This is a genomic window from Oceanobacillus sp. FSL W8-0428 (assembly GCF_038004405.1).
GTDB lineage: Bacteria > Bacillota > Bacilli > Bacillales > Amphibacillaceae > Oceanobacillus > Oceanobacillus sojae.
Map to the genome: position 1 here is coordinate 3,311,289 of NZ_JBBORB010000001.1, position 24,735 is coordinate 3,336,023.

The 24,735-nt window shown below is 35.9% G+C and carries 25 protein-coding genes; 24 read left to right on the forward strand and 1 reads right to left on the reverse strand.

The features are described 5' to 3' along the window. The first annotated feature begins 5 nt into the window (after positions 1 to 5). From MKY30_RS15755 to MKY30_RS15850, 20 genes are all read left to right on the forward strand, one after another. Complete coding sequence (locus tag MKY30_RS15755) at positions 6 to 1,025, forward strand: oligopeptide/dipeptide ABC transporter ATP-binding protein (RefSeq protein WP_156985516.1); 1,020 nt, start codon at positions 6 to 8, stop codon at positions 1,023 to 1,025. After that, a complete protein-coding gene (locus MKY30_RS15760) occupies positions 1,025 to 2,029 on the forward strand; it encodes an ABC transporter ATP-binding protein (RefSeq protein WP_341084697.1) in 1,005 nt (334 codons plus the stop codon). The genes MKY30_RS15755 and MKY30_RS15760 overlap by 1 nt, the downstream gene beginning before the upstream one ends. 32 nt (positions 2,030 to 2,061) lie before the next feature. After that, on the forward strand, positions 2,062 to 2,496 hold the full coding sequence (locus tag MKY30_RS15765) for a hypothetical protein (protein WP_341084700.1): 435 nt from the start codon (positions 2,062 to 2,064) through the stop codon (positions 2,494 to 2,496). A 795-nt stretch (positions 2,497 to 3,291) separates the two neighbouring features. Continuing rightward, the gene (locus tag MKY30_RS15770; protein ID WP_147208437.1) at positions 3,292 to 4,551 is read left to right on the forward strand and encodes an NAD(P)H-dependent oxidoreductase; all 1,260 of its coding nucleotides are present in this window, start codon (positions 3,292 to 3,294) and stop codon (positions 4,549 to 4,551) included. Between the two features lie 192 nt (positions 4,552 to 4,743). Beyond that, the gene (locus tag MKY30_RS15775; protein ID WP_147208434.1) at positions 4,744 to 5,100 is read left to right on the forward strand and encodes a PTS glucitol/sorbitol transporter subunit IIA; all 357 of its coding nucleotides are present in this window, start codon (positions 4,744 to 4,746) and stop codon (positions 5,098 to 5,100) included. Between the two features lie 68 nt (positions 5,101 to 5,168). Beyond that, positions 5,169 to 5,711 (forward strand): PTS glucitol/sorbitol transporter subunit IIC, encoded by a 543-nt coding sequence (gene srlA, locus MKY30_RS15780; protein WP_341084702.1) that lies wholly within the window; start codon positions 5,169 to 5,171, stop codon positions 5,709 to 5,711. A gap of 27 nt (positions 5,712 to 5,738) precedes the next feature. After that, positions 5,739 to 6,755 carry a PTS glucitol/sorbitol transporter subunit IIB gene (gene srlE / locus MKY30_RS15785; RefSeq protein WP_147208428.1) on the forward strand — a complete coding sequence of 339 codons (1,017 nt, stop codon included), beginning with the start codon at positions 5,739 to 5,741 and terminating at the stop codon, positions 6,753 to 6,755. Between the two features lie 25 nt (positions 6,756 to 6,780). After that, positions 6,781 to 7,839, forward strand: a complete 1,059-nt coding sequence (locus tag MKY30_RS15790; protein ID WP_341084703.1) for a zinc-dependent alcohol dehydrogenase — start codon at positions 6,781 to 6,783, stop codon at positions 7,837 to 7,839. A 29-nt stretch (positions 7,840 to 7,868) separates the two neighbouring features. Further along, positions 7,869 to 8,864, forward strand: coding sequence for a 2-hydroxyacid dehydrogenase (locus tag MKY30_RS15795; protein WP_341084704.1), 996 nt, complete (start codon positions 7,869 to 7,871; stop codon positions 8,862 to 8,864). A 104-nt stretch (positions 8,865 to 8,968) separates the two neighbouring features. Further along, a complete protein-coding gene (locus MKY30_RS15800) occupies positions 8,969 to 9,352 on the forward strand; it encodes a transcriptional regulator GutM (RefSeq protein WP_147208420.1) in 384 nt (127 codons plus the stop codon). Between the two features lie 305 nt (positions 9,353 to 9,657). Continuing rightward, entirely contained in the window at positions 9,658 to 10,599 is a 942-nt protein-coding gene (locus MKY30_RS15805) for a sugar-binding transcriptional regulator (RefSeq protein ID WP_147208418.1), read from the forward strand. 539 nt (positions 10,600 to 11,138) lie between these two features. Next, complete coding sequence (locus tag MKY30_RS15810) at positions 11,139 to 13,217, forward strand: BglG family transcription antiterminator (RefSeq protein WP_147208415.1); 2,079 nt, start codon at positions 11,139 to 11,141, stop codon at positions 13,215 to 13,217. Positions 13,218 to 13,246: 29 nt separating this feature from the next. Beyond that, positions 13,247 to 13,720, forward strand: a complete 474-nt coding sequence (locus MKY30_RS15815) for a PTS sugar transporter subunit IIA (RefSeq protein WP_341084706.1) — start codon at positions 13,247 to 13,249, stop codon at positions 13,718 to 13,720. A 26-nt stretch (positions 13,721 to 13,746) separates the two neighbouring features. Beyond that, positions 13,747 to 15,123 carry a PTS galactitol transporter subunit IIC gene (locus tag MKY30_RS15820; protein WP_147208409.1) on the forward strand — a complete coding sequence of 459 codons (1,377 nt, stop codon included), beginning with the start codon at positions 13,747 to 13,749 and terminating at the stop codon, positions 15,121 to 15,123. A gap of 19 nt (positions 15,124 to 15,142) precedes the next feature. Continuing rightward, positions 15,143 to 15,424: a PTS sugar transporter subunit IIB gene (locus MKY30_RS15825; RefSeq protein ID WP_229720119.1), complete on the forward strand. Its 282-nt coding sequence runs from the start codon at positions 15,143 to 15,145 to the stop codon at positions 15,422 to 15,424. A 67-nt stretch (positions 15,425 to 15,491) separates the two neighbouring features. Beyond that, a complete protein-coding gene (locus MKY30_RS15830; protein WP_341084709.1) occupies positions 15,492 to 15,938 on the forward strand; it encodes a hypothetical protein in 447 nt (148 codons plus the stop codon). A 6-nt stretch (positions 15,939 to 15,944) separates the two neighbouring features. Next, positions 15,945 to 16,982: an alcohol dehydrogenase catalytic domain-containing protein gene (locus MKY30_RS15835; protein ID WP_147208401.1), complete on the forward strand. Its 1,038-nt coding sequence runs from the start codon at positions 15,945 to 15,947 to the stop codon at positions 16,980 to 16,982. Between the two features lie 4 nt (positions 16,983 to 16,986). Then, complete coding sequence (locus MKY30_RS15840; protein WP_339285805.1) at positions 16,987 to 17,637, forward strand: SDR family NAD(P)-dependent oxidoreductase; 651 nt, start codon at positions 16,987 to 16,989, stop codon at positions 17,635 to 17,637. 23 nt (positions 17,638 to 17,660) lie between these two features. Continuing rightward, the gene (locus tag MKY30_RS15845; RefSeq protein WP_147208395.1) at positions 17,661 to 18,410 is read left to right on the forward strand and encodes an SDR family NAD(P)-dependent oxidoreductase; all 750 of its coding nucleotides are present in this window, start codon (positions 17,661 to 17,663) and stop codon (positions 18,408 to 18,410) included. A 17-nt stretch (positions 18,411 to 18,427) separates the two neighbouring features. Beyond that, the gene (locus MKY30_RS15850; protein ID WP_147208393.1) at positions 18,428 to 18,703 is read left to right on the forward strand and encodes a hypothetical protein; all 276 of its coding nucleotides are present in this window, start codon (positions 18,428 to 18,430) and stop codon (positions 18,701 to 18,703) included. Positions 18,704 to 18,779: 76 nt separating this feature from the next. On the opposite strand, the gene MKY30_RS15855 is transcribed toward MKY30_RS15850, so the two are convergent. Then, positions 18,780 to 19,730 (reverse strand): sugar-binding transcriptional regulator, encoded by a 951-nt coding sequence (locus MKY30_RS15855; protein ID WP_341084711.1) that lies wholly within the window; start codon positions 19,728 to 19,730, stop codon positions 18,780 to 18,782. 199 nt (positions 19,731 to 19,929) lie between these two features. Here MKY30_RS15855 and MKY30_RS15860 point away from each other — a divergent pair, with 199 nt between their 5' ends. Genes MKY30_RS15860 through lpdA form a run of 4 tightly spaced genes read left to right on the forward strand, consistent with a single transcriptional unit; the run spans position 19,930 to position 24,673 of the window. Then, on the forward strand, positions 19,930 to 20,910 hold the full coding sequence (locus tag MKY30_RS15860) for a thiamine pyrophosphate-dependent dehydrogenase E1 component subunit alpha (RefSeq protein ID WP_341084713.1): 981 nt from the start codon (positions 19,930 to 19,932) through the stop codon (positions 20,908 to 20,910). Between the two features lie 26 nt (positions 20,911 to 20,936). Beyond that, positions 20,937 to 21,920 (forward strand): alpha-ketoacid dehydrogenase subunit beta, encoded by a 984-nt coding sequence (locus MKY30_RS15865; RefSeq protein ID WP_341084714.1) that lies wholly within the window; start codon positions 20,937 to 20,939, stop codon positions 21,918 to 21,920. Positions 21,921 to 21,934: 14 nt separating this feature from the next. Then, positions 21,935 to 23,287 carry a dihydrolipoamide acetyltransferase family protein gene (locus MKY30_RS15870; protein ID WP_341084715.1) on the forward strand — a complete coding sequence of 451 codons (1,353 nt, stop codon included), beginning with the start codon at positions 21,935 to 21,937 and terminating at the stop codon, positions 23,285 to 23,287. 12 nt (positions 23,288 to 23,299) lie between these two features. Next, positions 23,300 to 24,673 carry a dihydrolipoyl dehydrogenase gene (gene lpdA, locus MKY30_RS15875; RefSeq protein ID WP_341084716.1) on the forward strand — a complete coding sequence of 458 codons (1,374 nt, stop codon included), beginning with the start codon at positions 23,300 to 23,302 and terminating at the stop codon, positions 24,671 to 24,673. The last annotated feature ends 62 nt before the right edge of the window (positions 24,674 to 24,735 follow it).

The window sequence follows — 24,735 nt, forward strand, 5'->3', positions numbered from 1 at the left end:
TATTCATGCTTGAGATAAAGAATTTAAAAACCTACATTGATACAGAAAACGGAACGGTAAAAGCGGTCGATGATGTATCTTTTCAAATTAAAGCGGGAGAAACCATCTGTATTGTAGGTGAATCTGGGAGCGGGAAGAGTGTATTAGCACATTCCATTATGCAGTTAAACCCTTCTCCCCCAGTCTTTCATCCGGAAGGAGAAATACTTTTTGAAGGGAAAAATCTGCTGGATGTAAGTGAAAAAGAGCTTCGTAGAGTGAGAGGAAATGAAATCTCTATGATTTTTCAGGATCCTATGTCCAGTCTGAACCCCGTTTTTAGAGTTGGAGATCAGCTGATTGAAGCAATTCGTTCTCATGAGAAGGTATCGAAAAAAGCCGCAAAAAAAAGAGCTTTGGAGCTCTTAACAGATGTTGGCATTCCTGATCCTGAACGTAGACTGCATGACTATCCACATCAATTTTCCGGGGGAATGCGCCAGCGTGTTTTAATCGCGATTGCACTCGCTGGCCGCCCAAAAGTATTAATTGCTGATGAACCGACAACAGCACTTGATGTGACCATACAAGCGCAAATCCTTGAATTAATGCGTTCGATTCAGAAAAAGTATGGAACTGCGATTATTTTAATTACACATGATCTGGGAGTCGTTGCACAGATTGCTGATAGAGTGCTTGTCATGTATTCAGGCAGAATTGTTGAGAAAGGTAGTGTATCAGATATATTTTATCGTTCCACGATGCCTTATACCTGGTCCTTACTACGGTCACTTCCTCGTATTGATTCAGATGCATCGAATCGATTGATACCAATTCAAGGGCAGCCCAGCAATTTAATTGATCGTCCAAAAGGCTGTCATTTCCAGCCAAGATGTCCATTTGCTACAAAAGCATGTTTAGAAATTGATCCTTCGTTAACAGAACGTGGAGAAGGACACTGGGCTGCCTGTATATTGTCTGAAGAGGAATTTTTTAATAAGAAGCAAGAATTTGAAGTAAATGCTCAGAAGGGAGCTGTAAAATAATGTCTGAGCCGTTACTGGAGTTAAAGGATATAAAAATGTACTTTCCGATAAAAGAAAAAGTATTTAAAAAACCTGTGAACCATGTAAAAGCAGTAAACGGAGTCAGTCTGACTGTCCGGCAGGGAGAAACTTTGGGAATTGTGGGTGAATCCGGCTGCGGAAAAAGTACATTGGCCCGTACTATTGTCGGTCTTTTAGAACCGAGCTCTGGAGACATACTTTTTGAGGGCAAAAGTATTCTGGGGTACAATAAAAAGCAGATGCATGAATTACGCAGAGATATCCAAATGGTATATCAGGATCCGTACACCAGTCTGAATCCAAGAATGAAGGCTGGTGAGATTATTGCAGCACCGCTAAAGGCATTTAAAATGACAAGTAATTTAAATGAACGGGTTTATGAATTATTAGATCTAGTTGGTCTAAAGAGAGAGGATGCAGAAAAGTTTCCGCACCAGTTTTCTGGAGGACAGCGGCAGCGGATCGGCATTGCCAGAGCTCTTGCTCTGAATCCAAAGCTATTAATTCTGGATGAACCGGTAAGTGCATTGGATGTATCCGTACAGGCGCAGGTAATTAATCTGCTGGAAGATTTGCAAGAGGAACTGGGGCTGACTTATGTGTTTATTGCCCATGACTTATCGGTAATTAAACATATCGCTGACAAAGTTGCGGTAATGTATCTTGGTAAGGTGATGGAATTATCCGACAGTGATACATTGTATCATCATTCCAAGCATCCATATACAAATGCGCTCCTGTCAGCGATCCCGTTACCAGATCCTGAGAAAGAGAGACAACGGCAGCGGATTATGCTGAAAGGCGAGTTGCCGTCTCCTGCTAATCCGCCAACTGGATGTATTTTTCATACGAGATGCCCGATTGCCCAAGAATCATGCAAACAGCATATTCCTGTTTTAGAAGAAAAGGACGGGAGTAATCCTAATCATCAGGTTGCCTGTTTTTATCCGCAGGAGACCGAGGCAATTGTCAGTAGTAAATAAATAAACTTAAAGGAAGAAAGGAATGTATCCAGATGAATCGGCCAAAAATTTCTCAGATGGAAGCGTATATAATTGAAACATTACGTGTAAATGGAATAACGAATGAAGAAATAATACATGATGTAAAAGAAAAAGATGTGTCAAAATGGAAGCAAATTCATGAAAAGTATGATTATGAGCAGTTGATTACGTTAGCTGAGAAGGATTTTGAAGCCTTTGAACAAGTAATTAATGAAGGATATGCTGTTAAATTTGTCACGGTTGGCGGCTTGGAAAGGTTATTAAGACTGAAGTTCCAAAAAGAACCTGGAGAGGATTATCAGAAGCTCGAAACAGGTGCCAAGGCATTGAAATTGGATGCAGCTCCTCTTCATGAGTTAGAACAGATGCTTTCTCTTAATTGGAAAGTGGAGAAAGATGAGCAGGGGATATCGGTATTGTTGAAGGAGCAGAAGGAATTTATATAATATAATTTTAAAAAACGCTATGAACCTAATATTCATAGCGTTTTTTAATTTATATCAGCTAAAAGTAATTTAATTGAAAGCTTCTGGAGTATTTCATGTTATCACCGGGTTCTGTATGTAGAATATTAATTAAACTTAAGAAGTTACAATCCAAGAATTAAATATTAATTTTATTGTTTCTTCTAAATAATATCAGTAATGGTCACCTTCTCAGTTTCTAGTATAACTTTGAAATGTTTAACAATAATAACCTTTTCTTACTCCCTTTTTGTTGCAGAAATTTCTATGTAAGCACCGCTTTTTAAAAAGGTAAAGACAATGTCTATAACGTTTACTTTTAATTTTGGGAAAAGAAATTTATTTTATAAAGTAAAATTTTATTAGCTGGGGTTTTCTTTTTGCTCTCCTATATCTAAAAAATGCGAAGTTCACGATGTTGTAGGACTGGGACAGCGATTACTCGCCCCACCGAAAAGCGTTGTAGTAACCCCTTTTATGACCTTCATCCAGTCACACAACGATAAATTTTTTAAGAATATTAATTAAGCATCAAAAATGGTAGCGTCCTTATATTTGATTAAGAAATTATTGAGTTAATATTCGAAAAAATAATTCTACTTGTTGACAAGAAAAATATATCAGCATATAATAAAAGCGAATTATAACATATGTTATATCTTATAACATATGTGAAAAAAGAGATCATAAGTGATGATTTATAACATATGTTATTTAATGTTGTTTTATGTTATGAATATAATGTATGCGCTTTAAAAATTGTGAGGAGGAGTTAATATGTCTATTTATCAAGAATTACAAACAAGACAGAAAGAAAATAACCCTATCAAAGTAGGCGTTATCGGAGCAGGACAAATGGGTTTCGGTCTTATCTCACAGATATCCCGTATTCCTGGAATGATTGTTGGAGGCGTATCTGATATTGATCAAACCAGGGCACAAAAGGCTGTTGAATTTTATAAGTCCGAGGAAATTTTAAAAGTTAACACACTTGCATCATCTGATTATAGAGAAGTAATCCAGTCTTCCAATGTAGAGGTAGTAGTTGATGCAACTGGAGTACCTGAAGTCGGAGCAAATATTTCTTTAGAAGCATTAAATTCAAGAAAGCATTTGGTTCTATTAAACGTAGAAGTGGATATAACAATTGGTTCTTATATGAATTCATTATTTCAATCTTCTGGACTTGTTTATTCTGGTTCAGCAGGAGACGAGCCGGCAGCTATCGTAGAATTATATGAATTTGCTAAGACAATGGGCATGAAAGTTGTTGTTGCAGGTAAAGGTAAAAATAATGCGTTGAAGCCAACAGCTAACCCAGATACAGCAGCTGCTGAAGCAAAATCTAAAAATATGAGTGCGCATATGCTGGCTGCATTTCAAGATGGAACAAAAACAATGGCAGAGATGAACTTATTAAGTAACGCAATAGGCTTAGTTCCGGATAAAGTTGGAATGCACGGTTTAGACGCTAATTTAGATGATGTTGCAAAAAAATTAAACTTAAAAGAAAATGGTGGAGTTTTAGATCGTTTAGGAGTCGTCGAATATGTAAACGGATTAGCTCCGGGAGTTTTTGTCATTGTTAAAAGTGATTTAGATCCTGTTAATGAAGAATTGCGTTATTTATTAAAGGTAGATGAAAGTCATGGAGATCACTATACATTATTCCGTCCATATCATTTAGCCAGTTTAGAGACTCCGATTACTATTGCTAAGGCTGTTTTACAGCAAGATACGTCAATTCATCCATTAGGGGCACCGATTTCAGAAACGGTAACCGTTGCAAAAAAAGATATAAAAGAAGGAGAAAAATTAGACGGGATCGGTGGTTTTTCTATTAGAGGAGTATTGGAAACGCATAAAGAAATGGAAAAGAATGGACATATCCCTATCGGTTTAATTAGTGGAGAAGTCGTTGCTAAGAAAGATATAAGAGAAGGTCAATTTTTAACACATGATGATGTGGAACTTGACCCTTCAACAACTGTTTGGAAGTTAAGATCCTTACAAGACCATATGTTTCGCAATAAATAATATTGATAATTATAAAATCTGAAATAGATTTATTTCCTTTTTACATGCTTGTTTAAAGGATTTGAGATATTTGAAGGAATTTTATTAAGAGAGAGCTATTTCTAAGAGAAGATTTATCTAAGCAGTTGATGTTGAATATTGGATTAAAGATAGGAAAAAAATTCTGTCATCAAACAGTAGGAGGAGAAGGATATGATAAAAATGAATATTCTTGAAATTGGTGCCCTAGTACCAGATTTTGAAGAAGAAAATTTATTAGTACTTTTTAATGAAACCGTTCCGCCTGAGTTAAGAGATATTTCGGTAATTCATCGCTTTGAAGAACAGCCTAAAGATGCCTTAGAATTTGGAAAAATAATTGTGATTGGTGGTAGAGAATATACCATTCAAAAAGTTGGAGAAGAAGCCAATTCTAACTTTGAAAGTCTCGGTCACCTTTCCATTTATTTTAAAGATGATAAGGAAGAAGAAATTTTACCAGGTGCAGTTTTAGTAACGCCAAGTGATTTTCCAATATTAAAAGAGGGAGATTCGATTCAAGTTAAATAATGTGAATAGTTTATTTCATAGAGTAGCTGTTTCTAAATAGATTACTATTACGAGAGGATGGGTGTTAAATGGATTTTATGATAATGATTGCTGAAGGCTTCATGGGAATGTTTGAAGCTGGAGCTGAAGTATTTATGGGTTATATGACGGGGATTATACCTTTATTAGTTACATTGATCACAGCTGTTAATGCGATAACAAAAATGATTGGAGAAGAAAAGATAAATGGGTTTATTCAAAAAATCACGAAATATGCTGTACTCCGTTATACGCTTGTACCTTTTATAGCAGTTTTTTTCTTCACGAACCCAATGTGTTATACAGTTGGTCGATTTTTACCAGAGAAATATAAACCGGCATTCTATGATTCTGCGGTTTCTTTTGTGCATCCTATAACCGGTCTTTTTCCCCATGCCAATTCTGCAGAATTATTTGTATGGCTGGGAGTGGCAACAGGATATACAGCTGCAGGTGGTAGTCAAGCACAATTAGGTCTTATGTTTTTACTAACCGGTTTAATTGTTATTTTAATGAGAGGTTTGGTTACTGAACGAATTAGTGCTTATATGTTTAAAAAACAAGGTCATGAAAAGATTCTTAAGGAAAATTAAAATCTAAACATAAAGGGAGGAAATCTCATGAGTGCTTATAAAAAAGTCAAAGTATCTAAAGGAAGAAATGGGTGGGGCGGTCCCCTAGAATTTACACCAACAGATGAAAAAAAATATGTCATTAGTGTTACAGGGGGAGGCATCCACCCGGTAGCTGAAAAAATTGCAAAACTTTCCGGAGCAGAAGTAGTAGATGCATTTAAAAATCCGGTAGATAAAAATGAAACATTAGCAGCGGTCATTGATTGTGGTGGAACAGCAAGGGGAGGAACATACCCAAAATTAAGAATACCGACAATTAACGTTAAAGTAATGAGTCCATCGGGCCCATTAGCAAAATTTATTACAGATGATATTTTTGTTTCTGGTGTATCTGTAGAGAATATTGAGCTTGCTGATGAAAAAACACCTTATGTAGAATTAGAATCTGAAAAAATTGATTATTCAGAACAAAATGAAGAAGCAGCTGCTCCAACTGCTGATGATCAGCCAGAAACCAATAGTGCACAAAATGCTGGCTTCATAGGATTAATTAATAAAATTGCCAGAGTCGCAGGGGCTTTCATGAATATTTTGTACCAGGCAGGTCGTGATACTGTCGACTCTATCATTAAAAATATAATTCCATTTATGGCGTTTGTTGCAACTTTAATCGGAATTATCAACTATACAGGTATTGGAGAAATATTAGCAAATGTATTTGTCCCACTAGCAAATAATATCGGCGGACTTATTATTTTAGGTGTAATTACAGCGCTTCCATTTTTATCACCTCTACTTGCTCCAGGGGCTGTTATAGGTGCGATTATCGGAACACTAGTTGGAAATGAAATTGCAAACGGTAACATTGAAATGAGTATTGCACTTCCAGCGTTATTTGCAATAAATGCACAAGTTGGAACGGACTTTATTCCAGTTGGTATGGCGTTAGGAGAAGCAAAATCTGAAACAGCTAGCGTTGGAGCACCAGCAATTCTATTTTCGAGGGTAGTCACAGGACCTGCAGCAGTAATCATTGCATATTTTATGTCATTTATGTTGTAGAAAATCGTTTGATAGGAGGAATAGGATGCTACCAGATTCATTTAGATTTGGAGTTATGGAAGGAAAAGGAAACGTTAAAGTGCGAGAAGAGAAGTTACCCAATTTAAAAGATGATGAAGTGCTAATTAAGCAGGAAGCATGTAATATTTGTACAACAGATTATCAACAATGGCAAGGAAAACGTGAACATCAAGGATACCCAATGGCAGGTGGACATGAAAGTTCAGGAATAATTATAGCTAAAGGAGAAAAAGTAAGTAATTCTTTAACAGTTGGAGATCGGGTTTGTATTTTATATGATTTTTGTGGGGACTGTGATAAATGTAAAAAAGGGGAAATTACTTCTTGTAGAAACATTAAACAATTTGGAAAAAATTATTCTGACAAATATTACGGTATTTTTGGGTTTGCGAATTACTTTATTAGAAAATCAAAAAGTGTCGTGAAAATTAGTAATGAGTTGTCTGCTTCGGAAGCAGGCTTTGTGGAACCTTTATCCTCCGTACTAAAAGGAATGCGCAAACTCCGGATTAATTCTGGATTTGATACGGTTGTTGTTATTGGTGGGGGCACAATGGGATTACTAAATGCAGCAGTTGCTCAAGCAATGGGAGCAAGGGTAATTGTATCTGAACGGAATCCCCAAAAAGTAAAAAAAATTAAACAAATGAAATTAGAATTAATTGATGCTGGCAATGAGGATCCGGTAGAACAAGTTAGAAAAAGAACAAATGGTAATGGTGCAGATATCGTCATTATTGCAGTTGGAACTTCTTCAGCAAATGAGCAAGCTTTAGAGATGATAAAAAATGATGAGGGGAAGATTCTTTTATTTGCTGCGGGTTACCCAGCACCAGAATTAAATATAGATTCTAATACCATTCATTACAAACAATGTGAACTTATTGGTACGTATGGATCGAATCTGGATGATTTTAATAATGCAGCAAAAATGCTAAGTGAACATCGAATTAATGTAAGCCCTTTAATTGAAGAGAAGATTCCATTAACTAGAATTCAAGAAGCTTTTGAAAAAGCAAGTACACGTGGGAATTATCGTATTTCCGTTTTATTACAGTCGTAAATATAAAGAAAAGATGAGAAGGTGAAAAAATGAAATGTTTAGCAATCGCTGATTTATTTATTGATAAACAAATGATGAAAGAAGGCCTTGCTAGTTTAGAAGATTTTGGGATAGAGACAATTGTAAAAGAATGGAAACATGAAAATTTAGAAGCATTACAAAATGATAATATAACATTGGAATCCAAAGGTAGCGAGGCAATTGCCCTTCCTGAAGAATTAATAGAAGGATTAGAAGACTATGATATGATCATTACCCAATTTGCACCTATCGGGAAAAAGGTAATCGATCAATGCGAGAATTTGAAGTTATTAGGAGTACTTCGAGCAGGTATTGAAAATGTGAATCAAGAATATGCTAAATCGAAAGGAATCATAGTTTTAAATACACCAGGACGTAGCATTACAAGTGTCTCAGAGTTTACAGTAGGGATGATTCTATCCGAAATTCGAAATATAGCTAGAGGTAACCATAAACTAAAAAATGGGGAATGGGAAAAATATTTTCCAAATGGTGTACTAGCACCAGAATTGAAGGAATCAACCATTGGTTTAATTGGGTATGGTGCTATTGGTCAACGAGTTGCAGAATTACTTCGACCTTTTGGCGGTAAAATTTTATTCTTCGATGACTATTATCAAGGCGATACACATGACACACAAGTTAACACCTTAGAAGAACTAGTAAAACAAGCTGATATTCTTTCCATGCATTACCGTCTAACAGAACAAACGAAAAATATGATTAACAAAGAGCATTTTAACGTAATGAAAAAAAATACAGTTTTAATAAATACTGCACGTTCCGGGTTAATTAATGAGCAGGATTTGGCAGAGGCATTACGAGAGAGAAAAATTGCCGGAGCAGCAGTAGATGTGTTTGATATTGAACCATTACCAAGAGACCACCCTTATAATAATTTGGATAATATTACGATCACACCACATATTGCGGGGTCAACAGTTGGTAATTTTGCTAATTCACCAGTAATATTGAGTAAACGAATTATTGAAGCATTAGAGTGAAATTATATTAATTTAAACAATGGGTGAATTGTTTATTTTTCATCCATTGTTCTTTATTCTTAGTATGATTTTGTAAAAAAAACACCAAAGTAGGAGGTTAAAAAATGGACCCCTTATTATTTCTATCATTTTTAGTTATTATTCTTATTATTCAAGCATTAACAGGAATTATCCATGTGAAATATTATCAGAAAAAAGTTAAAAAACTCACACAACAATATAGTGAAGGTTATCTTGGTGTTGGAATGACTAAAAAAATGTTTCGGATCGGAAAAGTAGCTATTGTTGTTACGGATAATGAAGGAATCATTCAAGAATGTAATATTTTATCAGGATTAACGGTACTTTCTAGATTTGCAAAGTATAAAGAATATGTTGGAGAAAATATAGAAATTGTTGATTGGAGAAAGAAAAAACATAAATTAGTTGTCCAAGACGCTATTAAACGTATAGAAGAACAAATGAAAAGAAAAGCTAAAGTAATGTAAATTTGTCACGGAGAATCGTCTAAAAAACTCCTGCCTCCCAAATAAAGAATAAAAATAAATTTATTTAGGCGGAAAATTCAGATGAGCTAACTCCTTAAATCACTTAGGCTAACTCAATGGGAGAAGAATAAAACTCCCGCTAAGTGAAGCTTTGACTTATATTAGAAAAAAAGAAAAAATTCAATATATACAAATTTTTAATCCCCGTTATATTTATCAAGTGGATAAAATGATATAATAAGATTTAATTAATTTGAATTTAAATTTAAATTTATATAATTTTAACAAGAACAGGGTGTAAAGGAATGTCCTATTTAGATGATCGCAGATTAATGATTAAGATTGCGAATATGTATTATGAAGCAGGAGAAACGCAATCAACTATTGCACAAAAAATTGGAGTTAGCCGATCATTAATATCGAAATATTTATCAAAATCTAAGGAATTGGGTATTGTCGAAATCATTATTCATGATGAGGAGTATCATACGGTATCAAGCTTGGAGACAAAGCTGGAAAAAAAATATGGATTACGTGAAGTGGTTTGTTTACCTGAAACGGAGCAGGGAAATATTAAAGCTCAGTTGGGAGCGGCAGCAAGTAAATATTTGTTAAGAATGATAAGAAATAATCAAGTTATCGGAGTATCTTCTGGAACGACCCTATATGAAGTTGCAACAGCCATGACATCCAGTCAGTATTTTTCAAATGTATGCTTTGTTCCTATTGTTGGAGGGATGGGGGACGAGCGTTTAGACATACATGCAAATCATATTGTTGCAAAGCTAGCAGAAGCATTAAAAGCAAATTATCATCTTTTGCATGCTCCTGTTGTTGTTGATTCTAAAGAGACAAAAGAAATTATATTAAAACAATCGTCTATAAAAAATACTCTTGAAATGGGTAATCAGGCGGATGTCGCTCTTGTAGGTATTGGAGGATCTCCAAAGCATTCAACGATGGTCAAATCTTATAAAGATTATGGTATTATTGATGATTTAAACGAGAAAGAAATTGCAGGAGATATTTGTTATAACTTTATCAATGATGAAGGAAATTTAATAGAAAATGAATGGAATGAAAAAACGATTTCCGCTGATATCAATAAGCTGAAAAATATTCCATTAGTAATTGGCGTTGCAGCCGGTGAAGAAAAAGTAAGAGGAATTAAAGCTGCTCTCTGTGGGGAACTGATTCATGTATTAATAACCGATGAGATTACAGCAAAACTATTACTAGAGAATTGAGTTCATATTTGATTAATGAGCAGTATTTCGTATAAAAAACGTCCAAAGTAAAAATAGTGATTTTCCTTTATAAGTGGAAATTCACTATTTTTTTATGCTTGAATAATGTTGTTTATTGCACAGTGATTGGTATTAAAACTACCACTTCTAGAACTGGTAGAACCCAAAAAAATTTAGTTTAGAAGAGAATACAAAGTGCAATCATTTATCACCGTACTCCACAAGTAGTATGCTTTTCATTTTTTTAATTACGGTAGAAGAAATTCTTGAAAATAGAATAATTAATGAAAAATAGTATGTAAACATCTTTTGTTCATTTATGTTACTTTTGTAAATATAATACTGAAAAAATATAATTTTATTTATTATATTAAAAAAATATATTCTAATTGCTTGTTATAAACGTATAAGTGATTTATTTTTAGTATTGACAACCAATCACAATCATGTACAATGATGTTACAATTTTTTTGTTTATAAATGTGTTAATAAAGAACAAATGATATGATACAGTATTAATAAGCAAAGGGGATTATTTTATGGGGTTAGATACAAAAAGTCGTCTTATTATGGAAGTGCTATTGAGAAATCCTTTTATTACGAGTAAAGAATTGGTGGAAGATCAGCAAATAAGTAAGAGACAATTAACTTATTTATTATCTAAAATTAATGAATATTTAAAAATGAAAGGGCTTCCAAAAATATCAAGAAATAAAACTGGTCTTTTTATCATTCCGGATGAACTGTTTGTTCAACAGCAACATAAATCACAATCAATAGAAAGTCATCAAGATTTTTTTACTGAAGAACAAAGAATCTTAGTTATTATTTTAATGACTTTAACTTCAGACGAAGAATTATCTTTAGTACATTTTGCTTCATCACTACAAGTAAGTAAAAATACTATTTTAAGCGATTTAAAAAAAGTAAAAGAATATGTACAAAATTTTGAAGTTAACTTTGTGTACAACAGGACAAGTGGTTACTTAATAACAGGGGATGAATACGCTATTCGCAAACTATTAATCTCAATCATCCGAGAATGTATGGATATGAGCAATGGAGAGAAATTTGCACAGCGATATGGACGAATAAAGGAGGAGGATATTAAGGATATTGCTGATAGAATGATGGAAATTGAGAACAGGCTACAGTTAAAGTTCACTGATGACAGAATGGCAATTATGCCTTATGTTATTGCTTCTATTCTAAGAAGGGTCAGGTTAGGGTATTCTATAGAACATTTTCAATTACGTTATGAAGAAATTGCAAATACGAAAGAGTATCTTGCAACTGAAGAGCTATTTTCAGATTATAAATATGTTTCAACAAATGAACGCGTATATATAGCTCTTCATCTGCTTTCAACTACTTTGCATTCTTCAAAGTTTGCAGAGGAAAGTGTAATGCCGCAGATTAGAGAAGCAATTGAATTATTTTTAATTGATTTTGAGCGGCAGGCATGTGTGATTTTAAAGGATAAGGAGCAGTTAATAAGCCAATTATTGTTACATGCAACACCTGCTTATTACCGAATTAAGTATCGTTTGAGTGAATTAAACCAAGTTGATATATCATTTACAAAGGATTTTAAGGAGTTACATTATTTGGTGAAGAAGACACTTACTCCCTTTGCGAAGTTGTTTGATCAACCAATTCCAGAGAATGAAATTATTTATTTTAGCATTTTAATAGGCGGATGGTTATCTAAGCAGGGTGACAACGTAGCAGAAAAAATTAGGGCCATTGTTGTCTGCCCCCATGGTACATCTATTTCCAAAATGCTGATGAATACTTTAAAACGGGTTTTTCCAGACTTTATATTTCTAGGTTCTATGTCTTTGAGGGAGTTCCAAGAGTACAAACAGGATTATCATATTGTTTTTTCTAATGTCCCTTTAAAAACAATTAAACGTCAATATTGCATTAATAAGTTTCCGACAAATACAGAATGGAAAAAGTTACAAAAACTTGTTGTTAATGATTTATACGGATATAAACCGCAAACTCCGGAGTTAGATGTCATCATGCAAATTGTTGCGGAAAGTTCAACTATTCAAGATAAAGCAAAATTAAGAAGGGAATTAGCTGCTTACTTACATGGACCAAGCGAAATTTCGAAGTTTGATTTAAATGTTACTAAGCGAAATTTATTACAAATGATGGAAACTGATTATGTTCAATTTATAGATTGCGTTAAGGATTGGAAAGAAGCTATTTATATAGCAGCACAACCGCTGATTAGAAATAATATTATTAAACCGGAATATAGAGATGCGGTTATACAAGGTTATAATTACGACAGTGATTACTTGTTTTTAGGAGATAAAACCGTTATACCGCATACAGATCCTGAATATGGAGCTTTAAAAGTAGGGATGAGCTTTTTGATTGTGAAACAGGGAATTAATTTTTCGAAAAATAAGAAAGCTAACTTTGTTGTATTGTTATCTGCGATTGATCGTGAACAACACTTGCGGGCATTGTTAGAATTAACTGACATTGCTCAGAACGATCAAAAAATTAACCAAGTAATAGCATCTGTTTCATATCAACAAATACATGAATTGATAAAGCAATTTATTGAAAAGGAAAAAGAGGAATACAGTGACGTTTAGTTTAATAGCAGGATGGAGGAATACAGGTTATGAATTTTGATGCTTTTTTTAGTGAAGATCTTGTCTTTTTTCTTAATGCATCGTCTCAGGAAGATGTGTTTAAGCAAATGTTTCATCGTATGTATGAGCAGGGGTATGTAAAAGAGTCTTATTTAAACGCTTTAAGTGAGCGGGAAAAAGTATATCCTACAGGCATACAAACTGAACATATTGGGGTAGCCATTCCTCATACTGATTCTATTCATGTAAATAAAGAATCCATTGGTGTAGCAGTGTTAGAGAAACCTGTTTCTTTTATTCATATGGGGATGGAGGAGCATACAGTAGAAGCAGAAATCATTTTTATGTTAGCTATCCAAAAGCCGGAACGACAATTAGGAGTTTTACAAGTAATTACAGGATTAATTCAAAATAAGGTATTGCTGCAAAGTATTCAAATGGCTGAAAATGAAGCTGCAGTAATAGCTATTATCCAGGAATATAGTCAAAAATTAAATGTATAGATAAAAAATAGAAAAGGGTGATATAAATGTTTCAATCGACAATTGATTTTATTTTAGATTTAGGTCCATCGGTTATGCTGCCTATTATTATGACCATTTTCGGTCTTCTTCTAAAACAGGGTTTTAATAAGTCTTTTCGAGCTGGTATTACAATCGGTATCGGTTTTGTTGGTATTAACTTGGTCATTGGTTTATTGACGACATCTTTAAGTCCGGCAACAGAAGCGATGGTAGAGCGATTTAATTTAAATCTATCAATCTTAGATGTTGGCTGGCCAGTTGGGGCAGCAATATCATTTGGTACTACATTAGCACCAGTTATGATACCTATAATCATTGTCTTTAATCTTATTCTTGTTGCTTTAAACTGGACAAAGACAATCAATGTTGATATTTGGAATTTTTGGCACTTAATATTTTCTACATCTTTAGTGTACATTGCTACAGATAATGCATTTCTGTCGATTGCAATAGGACTTATTGTAACAGGGATTACGCTTAAGCTTGCTGACTGGACAGCGCCAGTGGTAGAGCATCATTTTGGTTTGAAAGGTGTTTCGCTTGCGCATTCAGAGTCAGTAAACTTTGCGCCAATCACATATGCGTTAAATAAAATACAAGATATGATTCCTGGATTAAATAAATTACATGCTGATCCCGAAACCTTGCGTAAACGTTTCGGTGTGTTTGGGGAACCGCTGGTAATGGGGCTGCTTCTTGGACTTTTAATTGGAATATTGGGTGAATATAATATACAAGGCATTTTAACATTGGGAATCCAAATGGCAGCAGTACTGATTCTATTACCTAGAATGGTTGCTTTGCTGATGGAAGGGCTTATCCCAATTTCAGAAGGAACTAGAGATTTTGTTACAAAGAGGTTTCCAGGAAAAGAAGTATACATTGGTTTGGACGCAGCTGTTGTTATTGGTAACCCTGCAAATATGGCGGTAGCGTTATTGATGGTACCGATAACATTGGTTTTAGCTGTTATATTACCGTGGAATGAAATGCTTCCATTCGCTGATTTAGCAGTATTGCCTTTTACGGTGATTTGGGCAGTAGCAGCTTCCAGAGGGAACATTATTCGTGGTTTAATTAACTCAATTGTAACAGTGATGATTGTGTTATTTATTGCAACTAATATTGCAGAATTGACTACAAAAATGGGAGATGCAGTTGGATTTGCAATGCCGGAATCATCCAGTTTAATCTCTGGTATCGATGTAGGCTCACATATCCTTGTATTCATTCTATATAACTTATTAGATCCGACCAGTCCATTATTTATTACTGCAATTATCTTTGGTGTTATATATGCATTGTTATGGTATTGGGTACGTAATGATATCAAGAAACAGTACGCAAAAGAGTTAGGTATTGATAAAAAAACATTAAAATAAGAAAAGGTGGCGTTTCATTATGAAAAGAATTTTAGTAGCATGTGGCACTGCGATTGCAACATCAACAGTAGTGGCAAAGAAGATCGAAGAAGTATTAGGAAATAAAGGTTATCAAGTCTATGTTGATCAATGTAAAGCTGCAGAGGCTCCTTCAAAGGCGGCAAATTTTGATCTGATTGTTACTACCACGCCAGTTAGTGGAATTGGCGATGTGCCAGTCATTCAAACTGTTTCCTTTCTATCTGGAGTAGGAATGGATCAAGATATTCAAAAAATAATGGATATTTTAGGATTAGAGTAAAAAAGAAAGCCTGTCAATTTATACAATTGTCAGGCTTTCTATTAAAAGGCCAAGGAAGGTGTTCACGTTGAAACATTATCAATATACAACTTCGAAATTTGTGACAACTGTATTACTACCTTTAATTATCATGAAAGGGTTATTGATTTGGGGCATATTATTATTACTTTCAGGAGAACAAACACCATTTGCTCAGCTATTAATATATGGGAGCGCTATTCTATTATTTTTTAGTATTATAGGTATTCATACACCTGGGTGGATTAAATTAGATGATGAGAAAATTATCTTACATGCTTTTTTTGTTACACATGAGTTCTACTGGAAAGAACTATCTTTTGTTCAATTACGAGTATACCAACAAACAGGTAAATTATATATCAGGCTTGGGACAAATAAATTCATCAAAGGGCGCTACTGGATAACCAGTGATATCAAAGGATATGATAATTTATTTGAAGAGTTAAAGACTAAAAGCTTTGTAGAGAAAAAAATTTCAAGTGTCAAGAGGTGATTGTGAATGCAAAAAAGTGTCTATTACGATAAAAATCATTTTGAGATGCAGCCAATTGGTAATCTCGATATCAACAGCGATGAAGTATTGATCAAGATGAAAGTATGTGGTCTTTGCGGTACAGATATTCATAAAGCCGTGGATAAAACAGTAGAACCGCCGATTACTTTGGGACATGAAATAGCTGGGGAAGTGATAGCGGCGGGGGATGATGTAATGGATTTTAACGTAGGTGACCGAGTGTTTGTAGCTCATCATGTCCCTTGTTTTACATGCACTTACTGTAAAAGAGGGCATTATTCATTATGTCCTCAATTTAAAATGACAAATGTAGACCCAGGTGGTTTTTCAGAATATATTCGTGTGCCCGCATTGCATGTTAAGCATACAATGGGGAAATTGCCTGACGAATTAAGCGATGAAGCAGGAGCAATGGTCGAACCATTAGCCTGCTGCTTGCATGGATTTGAACAAATTTCTATAAACCCAGGTGATCAAGTATTAATTCTTGGAGCAGGGCAAATTGGCTGTTTACAAATACAATTAGCTAACCATTTCTTAGCAGAGCAAGTAATAGTTAGTGATGTGAATCCTTATCGATTAGAAAAAGCAAAAGAGGTTGGCGCTACCCATGTTATAAGAGCGGATGAAGAAGCGGTACAGGAACAAGTAAATCGTTTAACGGATGGTCATGGGGCGGATATTGTTATAATTTCTGCCGGCATCAGCTTTTTATTAGAACAGGCAATGCATTGTGTGGCCCGGGGAGGAACAGTCTTAGTGTTTGCTCCATTTACTAAAAATGATATTCCTATCCCTGCTTATCGTTTTTTTGAGGATGAAATCTCTATTGTAGGCGCTTATTCCTCTACACCTTATAATTATACTCCTGCACTGGAACTTTTGAAAAAAGGAGTTATTGATGTTGATAAGATGGTGACGCACCGTTTCCCGTTGTCTAAACTGAATGAAGCAATAACGCTGGCTCATGATACAACCAAAGAGGTTTTAAAAGTATTAATTGTTCCTGATGGAAGCAGGTGAGTAAATGAATATTTTATTGTTTGATGCTTCACATCGCATTTCCGGAATGATGACTGCATATTACCAAAAGGTATATGCACTTGATTTTACTGATAAGTTAAATGGGAAAGGCAGTTTATATCAATATATAAATGGTCAAGATCCAGTTCAATTAATAACCTTTGATTTATTAGATGATCAAGATATATCAATGGAATCCTGGTTAAATAAAAATAATATACAATTTGATACAGTAATTAACAATTTAGAACATCTGATTGGCAATACACTCACAGAAACATCGATAGACGAATGGCGGAAGTCCTTGTTTATCAATCTCCACCTTCCTTTTTTAATAATTAAAGCATTCATTTCGTATGTTCCTGATGACGGCCAAATTATTCATATATCCTCTACCGCAGCGGTGAGCGGGGAAGCAGGAGATGTAAGTTATGCCAGCCATAAAAGCGGTCTGGAGTCTTTTAGCAAAAGTCTGTCAAAAGAACTTTCAAAACGAAATATTCGCTCAAATGTAATTAGTATATCTCCAAAATGCTGGAGGAAGCCAGATGGAGCCAGACAAATCATTCAGTTGTTAAAAGAGACTTGTAATGAGCATATGAGTTTCTTAAATGGTCAGGTTATAACTTTAGATAATGGAGAAACGTTATCATAAATATAAAACGGGGAGGAGACGTGATGAGGCAGACATCGGTAGTACTGATTATCGGCGGAGCTGCGGGGATAGGTCAAGCAGTAGCTGAAAGCCGTCTGAAAAATGATGATAAAGTAGTCTTCACGGATATAAATGCAGAAAAGGGCCATCAATTAATGACAGAGTGGAGGGATCAAGGATACGAAGCAACCTTTATCCAACAGGATGTTACTTCATGGAAAGATACGGAAAAAGTAGTAAGCGAAACGATAGAATTGTATGGGAGAATGGATGTGCTCATTATTTCAGCAGGAGTTACATCGCAAAAAAGGTTGGAAGATATTACTGTTAAAGAATGGCGTTTTACTTTAGATGTAAACCTGACTGGTCTGTTTTATATCTTGAAAGCTGCTCTTCCAGAGATGGTCAAGTCTAAGGGAGGAAGCATCGTTATTGTTGGTTCCGGATCTGCTATAACCGGATCAGGCGGCGGGGCACATTATGCTGTTTCCAAGGGAGGGGCATTCGGCTTAATGCGTGCTATTGCTAATGAATATAGTGATCAAGGTATTCATATTAATCTTGTAGCTCCACGGGTAATAGAAACCGAGATGCTAGATATACTTTATCCGACAGAAGAAGCTAAGGAAGCGCTTCGTCAAAAGATTCCTATCAAAAATTTTGGTACATTAGCAGATACTACAAACGCCATCAATTTTCTGGCAAGCGGGGAATCCCGGTATATCCAAGCACAGGTTTTATTAATGGATGGCGGAAGAACATATTTAACATGATTAAAGGAGAGATTAAGTTGGCAAAAGTTTTGGTTGCAACAGGAACTTCACAAAACAAAATGAACAAAGTAGTGGAATTATTACAGGCGGGTCTTAATGACAAAAACGTTGAGGCTGAGATTGTGGCAGGAAATATTTACGAAACCAATGTGGAAGACATTAATCCAGATGTTATTGTACTTGTAGGAGTCAATAAGCTGGATACAGAAATTCCTACTATCGACGGCGTTCCATTTATAACTGGTATAGGAATAGATAATGTAATTAATGATGTGGTAGCACATATTTCCTAGTTGAAAAACTCTTTGGTTAGACCAGGTTGTCTGCCAAAGAGTTTTTTAGAAGGTGATTAAACAATCTATAGATGAATTATTCACTGGCATATAATAATTCTGTTGCTATTTGTTCATCAAGAACCAATACATTAATATAATTGCCTTTTAAAGATGCTAATACGCTTTCCGCTTTATGTGCTCCTGAGACAACACCTATTACTTTTTTGATATTACGCAATTGTTCCAGAGATATTCCAATTACTTTTTTATTAAACAAACTATTGACAGGGTTTCCGTTTAAATCGAAGAAGCGAAAACCCATATCGCCAACTACACCTAATTGACGAAGCTGTTCTAAATCATTTTGGTTAAGATAACCAATATCTTCTAAAGTTGATTGTACATATGGGTTAGACAAACCAACTAATGCTATATCAACTGTTGCTGCTTCCTGAAGAACTGCATTAATGTCATCCATCTTCATTAAGCGCTCACGTAATTCACTGGATTCAGCCATGGCTGGTGCATAGAGATAAGAGCATGTACCACCTAATCTTTTAGCGAGCTCGTATGCTAATTGATTAGAATGAATTTCCACCTTCTTTCGTCCCAAGCCGCCTTCTAAGGGAAAGATTGTGATATTCTTTTTCATCTCATAAGGATATTCTTGGACTAACGCTTCTAAAGTCGTTCCCCATGATATCCCAATTTTTTTTGCCTTTTTGATATTTTTAGATAAGTAATAAGCTCCTGCTTGTGCAACAGAAAGCTTTACTACATCAGGTGTTTGACCAGAAATAGGAACAACAATGGCATCTTCTAACCCAAAGTGTTCTTCTAATTTTTTCTCCAAATTTACTGTATGTACTGTTTCATCTTTAATAAAAATCTCAATGATTTTATGTTCGCGGGCCTTTTGTAATGATTTAGATATGACAGGTCGCGAAACACCAAGTTTCTTAGCAATCTGCTCCTGTGTCCAACCGTCGTTATAATATAAATTAGCTATTTTTACTAATGAACGTCTTTCTTCCCAGCTAAGCACATGCTCACATCCTTTCAAATTAACATATCTATTACAATTGATTGTAAAAATAATCCTTTAAAATAAAGTTTACTATAAATCGAAAAATAATCAATAAATTCAATATTTATAAGATAATTATCTTGACCTTTCCTGAAAAAAAACATACACTTATTACAAAGGTAACTATATAGAACATATGTAAAAAGGAGGCAAAAAAATGAAGGATTTAAAGGTTCCAGAAAGAATAACAGAAGAAAATTTAGTAGAACTCTACAAACAAATGTGGACTATCCGTTATTTCGAAGAGAAAGTAGACCAATTTTTTGCGAAAGGTAAAATTCACGGTACCACACACTTAGCTGTTGGACAGGAAGCAAGTGCGGCGGGCGTATGCGCTTTACTGGATAAAGAAGATAAAATTACCAGCACACATCGTGGTCACGGACATTGTATCGCAAAGGGAGCAACTCCAGATAAAATGATGGCAGAGCTATTCGGCAGAACAACAGGCTATTGCAAAGGTAAAGGCGGTTCGATGCATATTGCTGATGTAGAAATGGGTAATCTTGGCGCGAATGGAATTGTTGGCGGAGGAATCCCATTAGCAGTGGGGTCAGCTTTAACAGCACAGATGAAAAAGTTAAATTATGTAACCGTTTGTTTTTTTGGAGATGGTGCCACAAATGAAGGAAGCTTTCATGAAGCAGTTAACCTTGCTGCTGTTTGGAATTTACCGGTTATCTTTGTTTGCGAAAACAATCAATATGGCATGTCAGGATCAGTCAAAGAAATGGTGAAGATAGAAGATATTGCGACAAGAGCAAAATCCTATGGCATCCCTGGGGTTGTTGCAGATGGAAATGACATTATCGAAATGATGAATGTAACAAATGAAGCGGTGGAACGTGCTAAAAATGGAGAAGGCCCAACATTGATTGAAGCAAAAACATATCGCTGGAAAGGTCATTCGAAAAGTGATGCTAAAAAATATCGTACCCGTGATGAGGAAAATGAATGGAGAGAGAAAGATCCGATTAAACGCTTCAAGGAGTCTTTGATCAGTGAATCTATTATCACAGAAGAGCAGGCAGAATCAATACGAAAAGAAGCTTTAAAAGGAATTGAAGATGCAGTGGCATTTGCTGAAGAAGGCCCGATGCCTACCAAAGATGATTTATTAACAGATGTATTTGCTTAAAGTGGTTGTACAAAGGAGGAGCGAAAATGAGAGAGATAACATATTTAGAAGCTGTTCGTGAAGCAATGAGTCAGGAGATGCGTGAAAATGAAGATGTTTTTATCCTTGGTGAAGATATAGGCGTATATGGGGGAGCTTTTGGAGTTACCCGCGGAATGATTGAGGAGTTTGGCCCTGAACGTGTGCGTAATACACCAATCAGTGAGTCAGGTATCGCCGGCGCTGCAATCGGTTCTGCTTTGACAGGAATGCGTCCGATATTGGAGCTGCAATTCTCTGATTTTATTACGATTGCCATGGACCAGATGGTGAATCAGGCAGCTAAAATTCGTTATATGTATGGAGGAAAAGGTAAAGTTCCAATGGTTTTACGTACGCCAAGTGGATCGGGAACCGGAGCTGCAGCGCAGCATTCGCAGAGTTTGGAGGCGTGGGTAGCTCATATTCCTGGACTAAAAGTGGTTCAGCCTTCTACAGCACATGATGTAAAGGGTCTATTAAAAGCAGCTATAGACGATGATAATCCGGTGATTTTTTATGAGCATAAATTGCTTTATAAAACGAAGGGAGATGTACCGGAAGAACAATACAGCATCCCTTTAGGAAAAGCAGATGTGAAACGGGAAGGAACAGATGTAACGATTGTAGCTACTGCTATTATGGTACATCGTGCTTTAGAGGCGGCGGAAGAACTGAAGAAGGAAGGTATCAGTGCAGAAGTAGTTGATCCGCGTACTTTGGTTCCATTAGATACAGAGACAATTATTAAATCTGTATCTAAAACTTCCCGTTTGGTAGTTGTTCATGAAGCGGTAAAAAGAGGCGGATATGGAGCGGAGATTGCAAGTATGATTGCTGAAAGTGAAGCATTCGATTATTTAGATGCACCAATTAAACGATTGGGCGGTGCACCATCACCAATTCCATATAATCCGGAATTAGAAAAGCTGCACGTTCCGCAGGTTCCAGATATTATTCAGGCAGTTAAAGAAACATTAAATAAAGCATAGAAAGGAGGATTCCAGTGGCTAAAGAAATATTTATGCCTAAACTAAGCAGCACGATGGAAGTGGGTACCTTACTTCAATGGTTTAAGGAAGAGGGAGATTCTGTTGAAATGGGAGAGCCTCTATTTGAAATTATGACGGATAAAATCAATATTGAAGTAGAGTCGTATGAAGAAGGGATATTGCTAAAAAAGTATTTTAATGTGGATGATGAGGTCGAAGTGAATGCTTGTATCGGCTATATTGGGGAAGCGGGGGAGAAAGTCCCTGATTCACCTCCGGCGCCTGCAGCAGAGACAGAGTCAGAAGAAAAAGGTCAAGGCAATTCTTCTGTTGAGACTGCCGGGAAAACGGTAAGTGCCAATGCGGATTCGAATGAAAATAATGATGGAAAAATCAGAGCCACTCCTGCTGCCCGTCGTGTATCCCGGGAAAATGATATTTCCTTATCTGCTATTTCTGGATCTGGTCCAAATGGAAGGGTGCATCAGCATGATGTAGAGCAGGCGATTGCAGAAGGAAGGTTAGCCGTAACGCCGCTGGCAGAAAAGATTGCAGCTGATCATGGGGTAGATTTAAGTCAAATAACCGGAACGGGGGCCCGTGGGAAAATTGAAAAGCAAGATGTACTTTCTTATCTTGAATCTGTCAATGTGTCAGATCAAGAACCAGTCGCATCTCCAGCGAAGCGGATCAAATTGAAAGGACTTCGTAAAGCAGTAGCTGATAAAATGGTTGAAAGTGTACAAACCATCCCGCACGTAACCTTAACGAGCGATGTGGATATGACAAATGTGATTGCGTTACGTAAATCATTGCTCCCTGTAGTCGAAAAAGACACGGGATATCATTTGTCCTTTACAGAGGTCATTATAAAAGCTGTTGCCAGCGCACTTTGCAAGCATCCTGAATTAAACGCTTCTTTAATCGGAGACGAGATTGTGATGAATAAGGAAGTGAATATCGGACTTGCAGTTGCGGTGGAAAATGGGTTAATTGTTCCTTCTATTAAGGATGTAAATCAAAAAGGACTTGCGGAATTAACGCAGATTAGTAAAGAATTAGGCAGAAAAGCAAGAGAAAATAAACTAAAGCCTGATGAAATGCAGGGAAGTACATTTACGATCAGTAATTTAGGAATGTACGCCATTGATGCTTTTACACCAATTATTAATGGACCAGAAACAGCCATTCTCGGTGTAGGAAGAATTACAGAAAAAGCCGTTGCAGTTGATGGAGAGTTAGCAGTACGTCCAATGATGGTTCTTAGCTTATCCTTTGATCACCGGGCAATTGATGGCGCACCGGCTGCTGCATTTTTAACCAATTTAAAAACAAATCTTGAAAATCCTTATAGTTTATTAGTTTAAGGAGCTGAGTAAATGACGAAATTTGATGTAGCAATAGTTGGCGGGGGCCCCGGAGGATATGTTTCAGCAATCCGTGCTGCAAAGCTGGGCCTGTCAGTGGCACTGGTAGAAGGTAGAGAATTAGGAGGAACCTGTTTAAACCGTGGTTGTATCCCTTCTAAAACATTATTGAAAAATGCTGAAGTAATTAATCAAGTAAAAGATGCGAAAAAGTTCGGTATTCAAATCGATTCATTTTCATTTGATTTAAATACGATGATTGAAAGAAAGAATCAGGTTATCGGTCAGCTTCGTAACGGAATCAACAGCTTGTTAAAAGCAAATAAAATTAAGTTATATAATGGTTATGGAACAGTCGATAATCAAAAAATAATTTCTGTGGATATGGAAGAAAAAACAGAAAAGCTGGAAGCAGAATCAATTATTTTGGCAAATGGCTCAAAACCCTTTGTTCCAAACCTTCCCGGGCTTTCAGATATACCTTACCATACAAGTGATACCATTTTTGATATAGACCAAGTACCCGGTCATTTAACGATTGTCGGGGGCGGTGTAATTGGGCTGGAAATTGCCTGTATTTTTCATAGCCTGGGTACAAAAGTTGAAATTATTGAAATGGCAGATCGTATTATTCCGGCAGAGGATAAGGAAGCATCTAATTTTCTGGAAAAAGAGCTGAAAGGTAAAGGGATACTCATTCATACAAGTACTAAGGTACATTCGTTTAAAAAGAATGAAAAGACCAAGGTGCAAATAGAAAAGAACGGGAAGGAAACAAGTCTGGAAACAGATGGCGTGCTGGTCTCTGTTGGTCGAGAGCCTAATTTGATCGGTTTAGATAATCTTTCTGTTGATTATGATGGTAAGTTTGTAAAAGTGGATGATAACATGCAGACCTCTATAGAAGGAATTTATGCTATCGGGGACTTAATCGGGGGATATCAGCTTGCTCATGCAGCAAGTGAAGAAGGTATCCGGGCAGTTAATCATATTCTGGGAGAAAATAATAAAAAGGATTTCATCATGCCGCGCTGTATTTATACTTTTCCTGAAATCGCAAGTGTCGGTATGACTGAGGAGCAGGCTAAGGCCCAAGGTTACCAGGTGAAGTCTCAAAAAATAGACTTAGCTGCCAATGGAAAAGGAATTGCTTCCTCAGAAAACAATGGATTTATGAAGATAATTTCCGAGAAAAAATACGGAGAAATTCTCGGTGTCGTGATGGCGGGAGCACATGTAACTGAAATGATCAGTCAGGCAACCTCCTTTATGTACTTAGAAGGAACCATGGAAGAGCTGGAGGATATGGTATTTCCGCATCCAACTTTATCAGAGGCTATGTTTGAGGCAGCTGCAAAATGGCTGGGTAAAGGAATACATTATTAATAGAAAAGATAGCAGCTGTTAACTAGAAAATTTGGTTTCTTGTTTTACAAGAAGGATAGAAA

Bases quoted from the DNA above. Each gene is read 5' to 3' on its own strand.
- srlA (WP_341084702.1), top strand. From the start codon at position 5,169: ATGGATTTTATGATAATGATTGCTGAAGGCTTCATGGGAATGTTTGAA.
- MKY30_RS15775 (WP_147208434.1), top strand. From the start codon at position 4,744: ATGATAAAAATGAATATTCTTGAAATTGGTGCCCTAGTACCAGATTTT.
- MKY30_RS15865 (WP_341084714.1), top strand. From the start codon at position 20,937: ATGAGAGAGATAACATATTTAGAAGCTGTTCGTGAAGCAATGAGTCAG.
- srlE (WP_147208428.1), top strand. From the start codon at position 5,739: ATGAGTGCTTATAAAAAAGTCAAAGTATCTAAAGGAAGAAATGGGTGG.
- MKY30_RS15840 (WP_339285805.1), top strand. From the start codon at position 16,987: ATGAATATTTTATTGTTTGATGCTTCACATCGCATTTCCGGAATGATG.
- MKY30_RS15820 (WP_147208409.1), top strand. From the start codon at position 13,747: ATGTTTCAATCGACAATTGATTTTATTTTAGATTTAGGTCCATCGGTT.
- MKY30_RS15755 (WP_156985516.1), top strand. From the start codon at position 6: ATGCTTGAGATAAAGAATTTAAAAACCTACATTGATACAGAAAACGGA.
- MKY30_RS15800 (WP_147208420.1), top strand. From the start codon at position 8,969: ATGGACCCCTTATTATTTCTATCATTTTTAGTTATTATTCTTATTATT.
- MKY30_RS15765 (WP_341084700.1), top strand. From the start codon at position 2,062: ATGAATCGGCCAAAAATTTCTCAGATGGAAGCGTATATAATTGAAACA.
- MKY30_RS15805 (WP_147208418.1), top strand. From the start codon at position 9,658: ATGTCCTATTTAGATGATCGCAGATTAATGATTAAGATTGCGAATATG.
- MKY30_RS15815 (WP_341084706.1), top strand. From the start codon at position 13,247: ATGAATTTTGATGCTTTTTTTAGTGAAGATCTTGTCTTTTTTCTTAAT.
- MKY30_RS15835 (WP_147208401.1), top strand. From the start codon at position 15,945: ATGCAAAAAAGTGTCTATTACGATAAAAATCATTTTGAGATGCAGCCA.
- lpdA (WP_341084716.1), top strand. From the start codon at position 23,300: ATGACGAAATTTGATGTAGCAATAGTTGGCGGGGGCCCCGGAGGATAT.
- MKY30_RS15790 (WP_341084703.1), top strand. From the start codon at position 6,781: ATGCTACCAGATTCATTTAGATTTGGAGTTATGGAAGGAAAAGGAAAC.
- MKY30_RS15795 (WP_341084704.1), top strand. From the start codon at position 7,869: ATGAAATGTTTAGCAATCGCTGATTTATTTATTGATAAACAAATGATG.
- MKY30_RS15860 (WP_341084713.1), top strand. From the start codon at position 19,930: ATGAAGGATTTAAAGGTTCCAGAAAGAATAACAGAAGAAAATTTAGTA.
- MKY30_RS15825 (WP_229720119.1), top strand. From the start codon at position 15,143: ATGAAAAGAATTTTAGTAGCATGTGGCACTGCGATTGCAACATCAACA.
- MKY30_RS15845 (WP_147208395.1), top strand. From the start codon at position 17,661: ATGAGGCAGACATCGGTAGTACTGATTATCGGCGGAGCTGCGGGGATA.
- MKY30_RS15770 (WP_147208437.1), top strand. From the start codon at position 3,292: ATGTCTATTTATCAAGAATTACAAACAAGACAGAAAGAAAATAACCCT.
- MKY30_RS15760 (WP_341084697.1), top strand. From the start codon at position 1,025: ATGTCTGAGCCGTTACTGGAGTTAAAGGATATAAAAATGTACTTTCCG.
- MKY30_RS15810 (WP_147208415.1), top strand. From the start codon at position 11,139: ATGGGGTTAGATACAAAAAGTCGTCTTATTATGGAAGTGCTATTGAGA.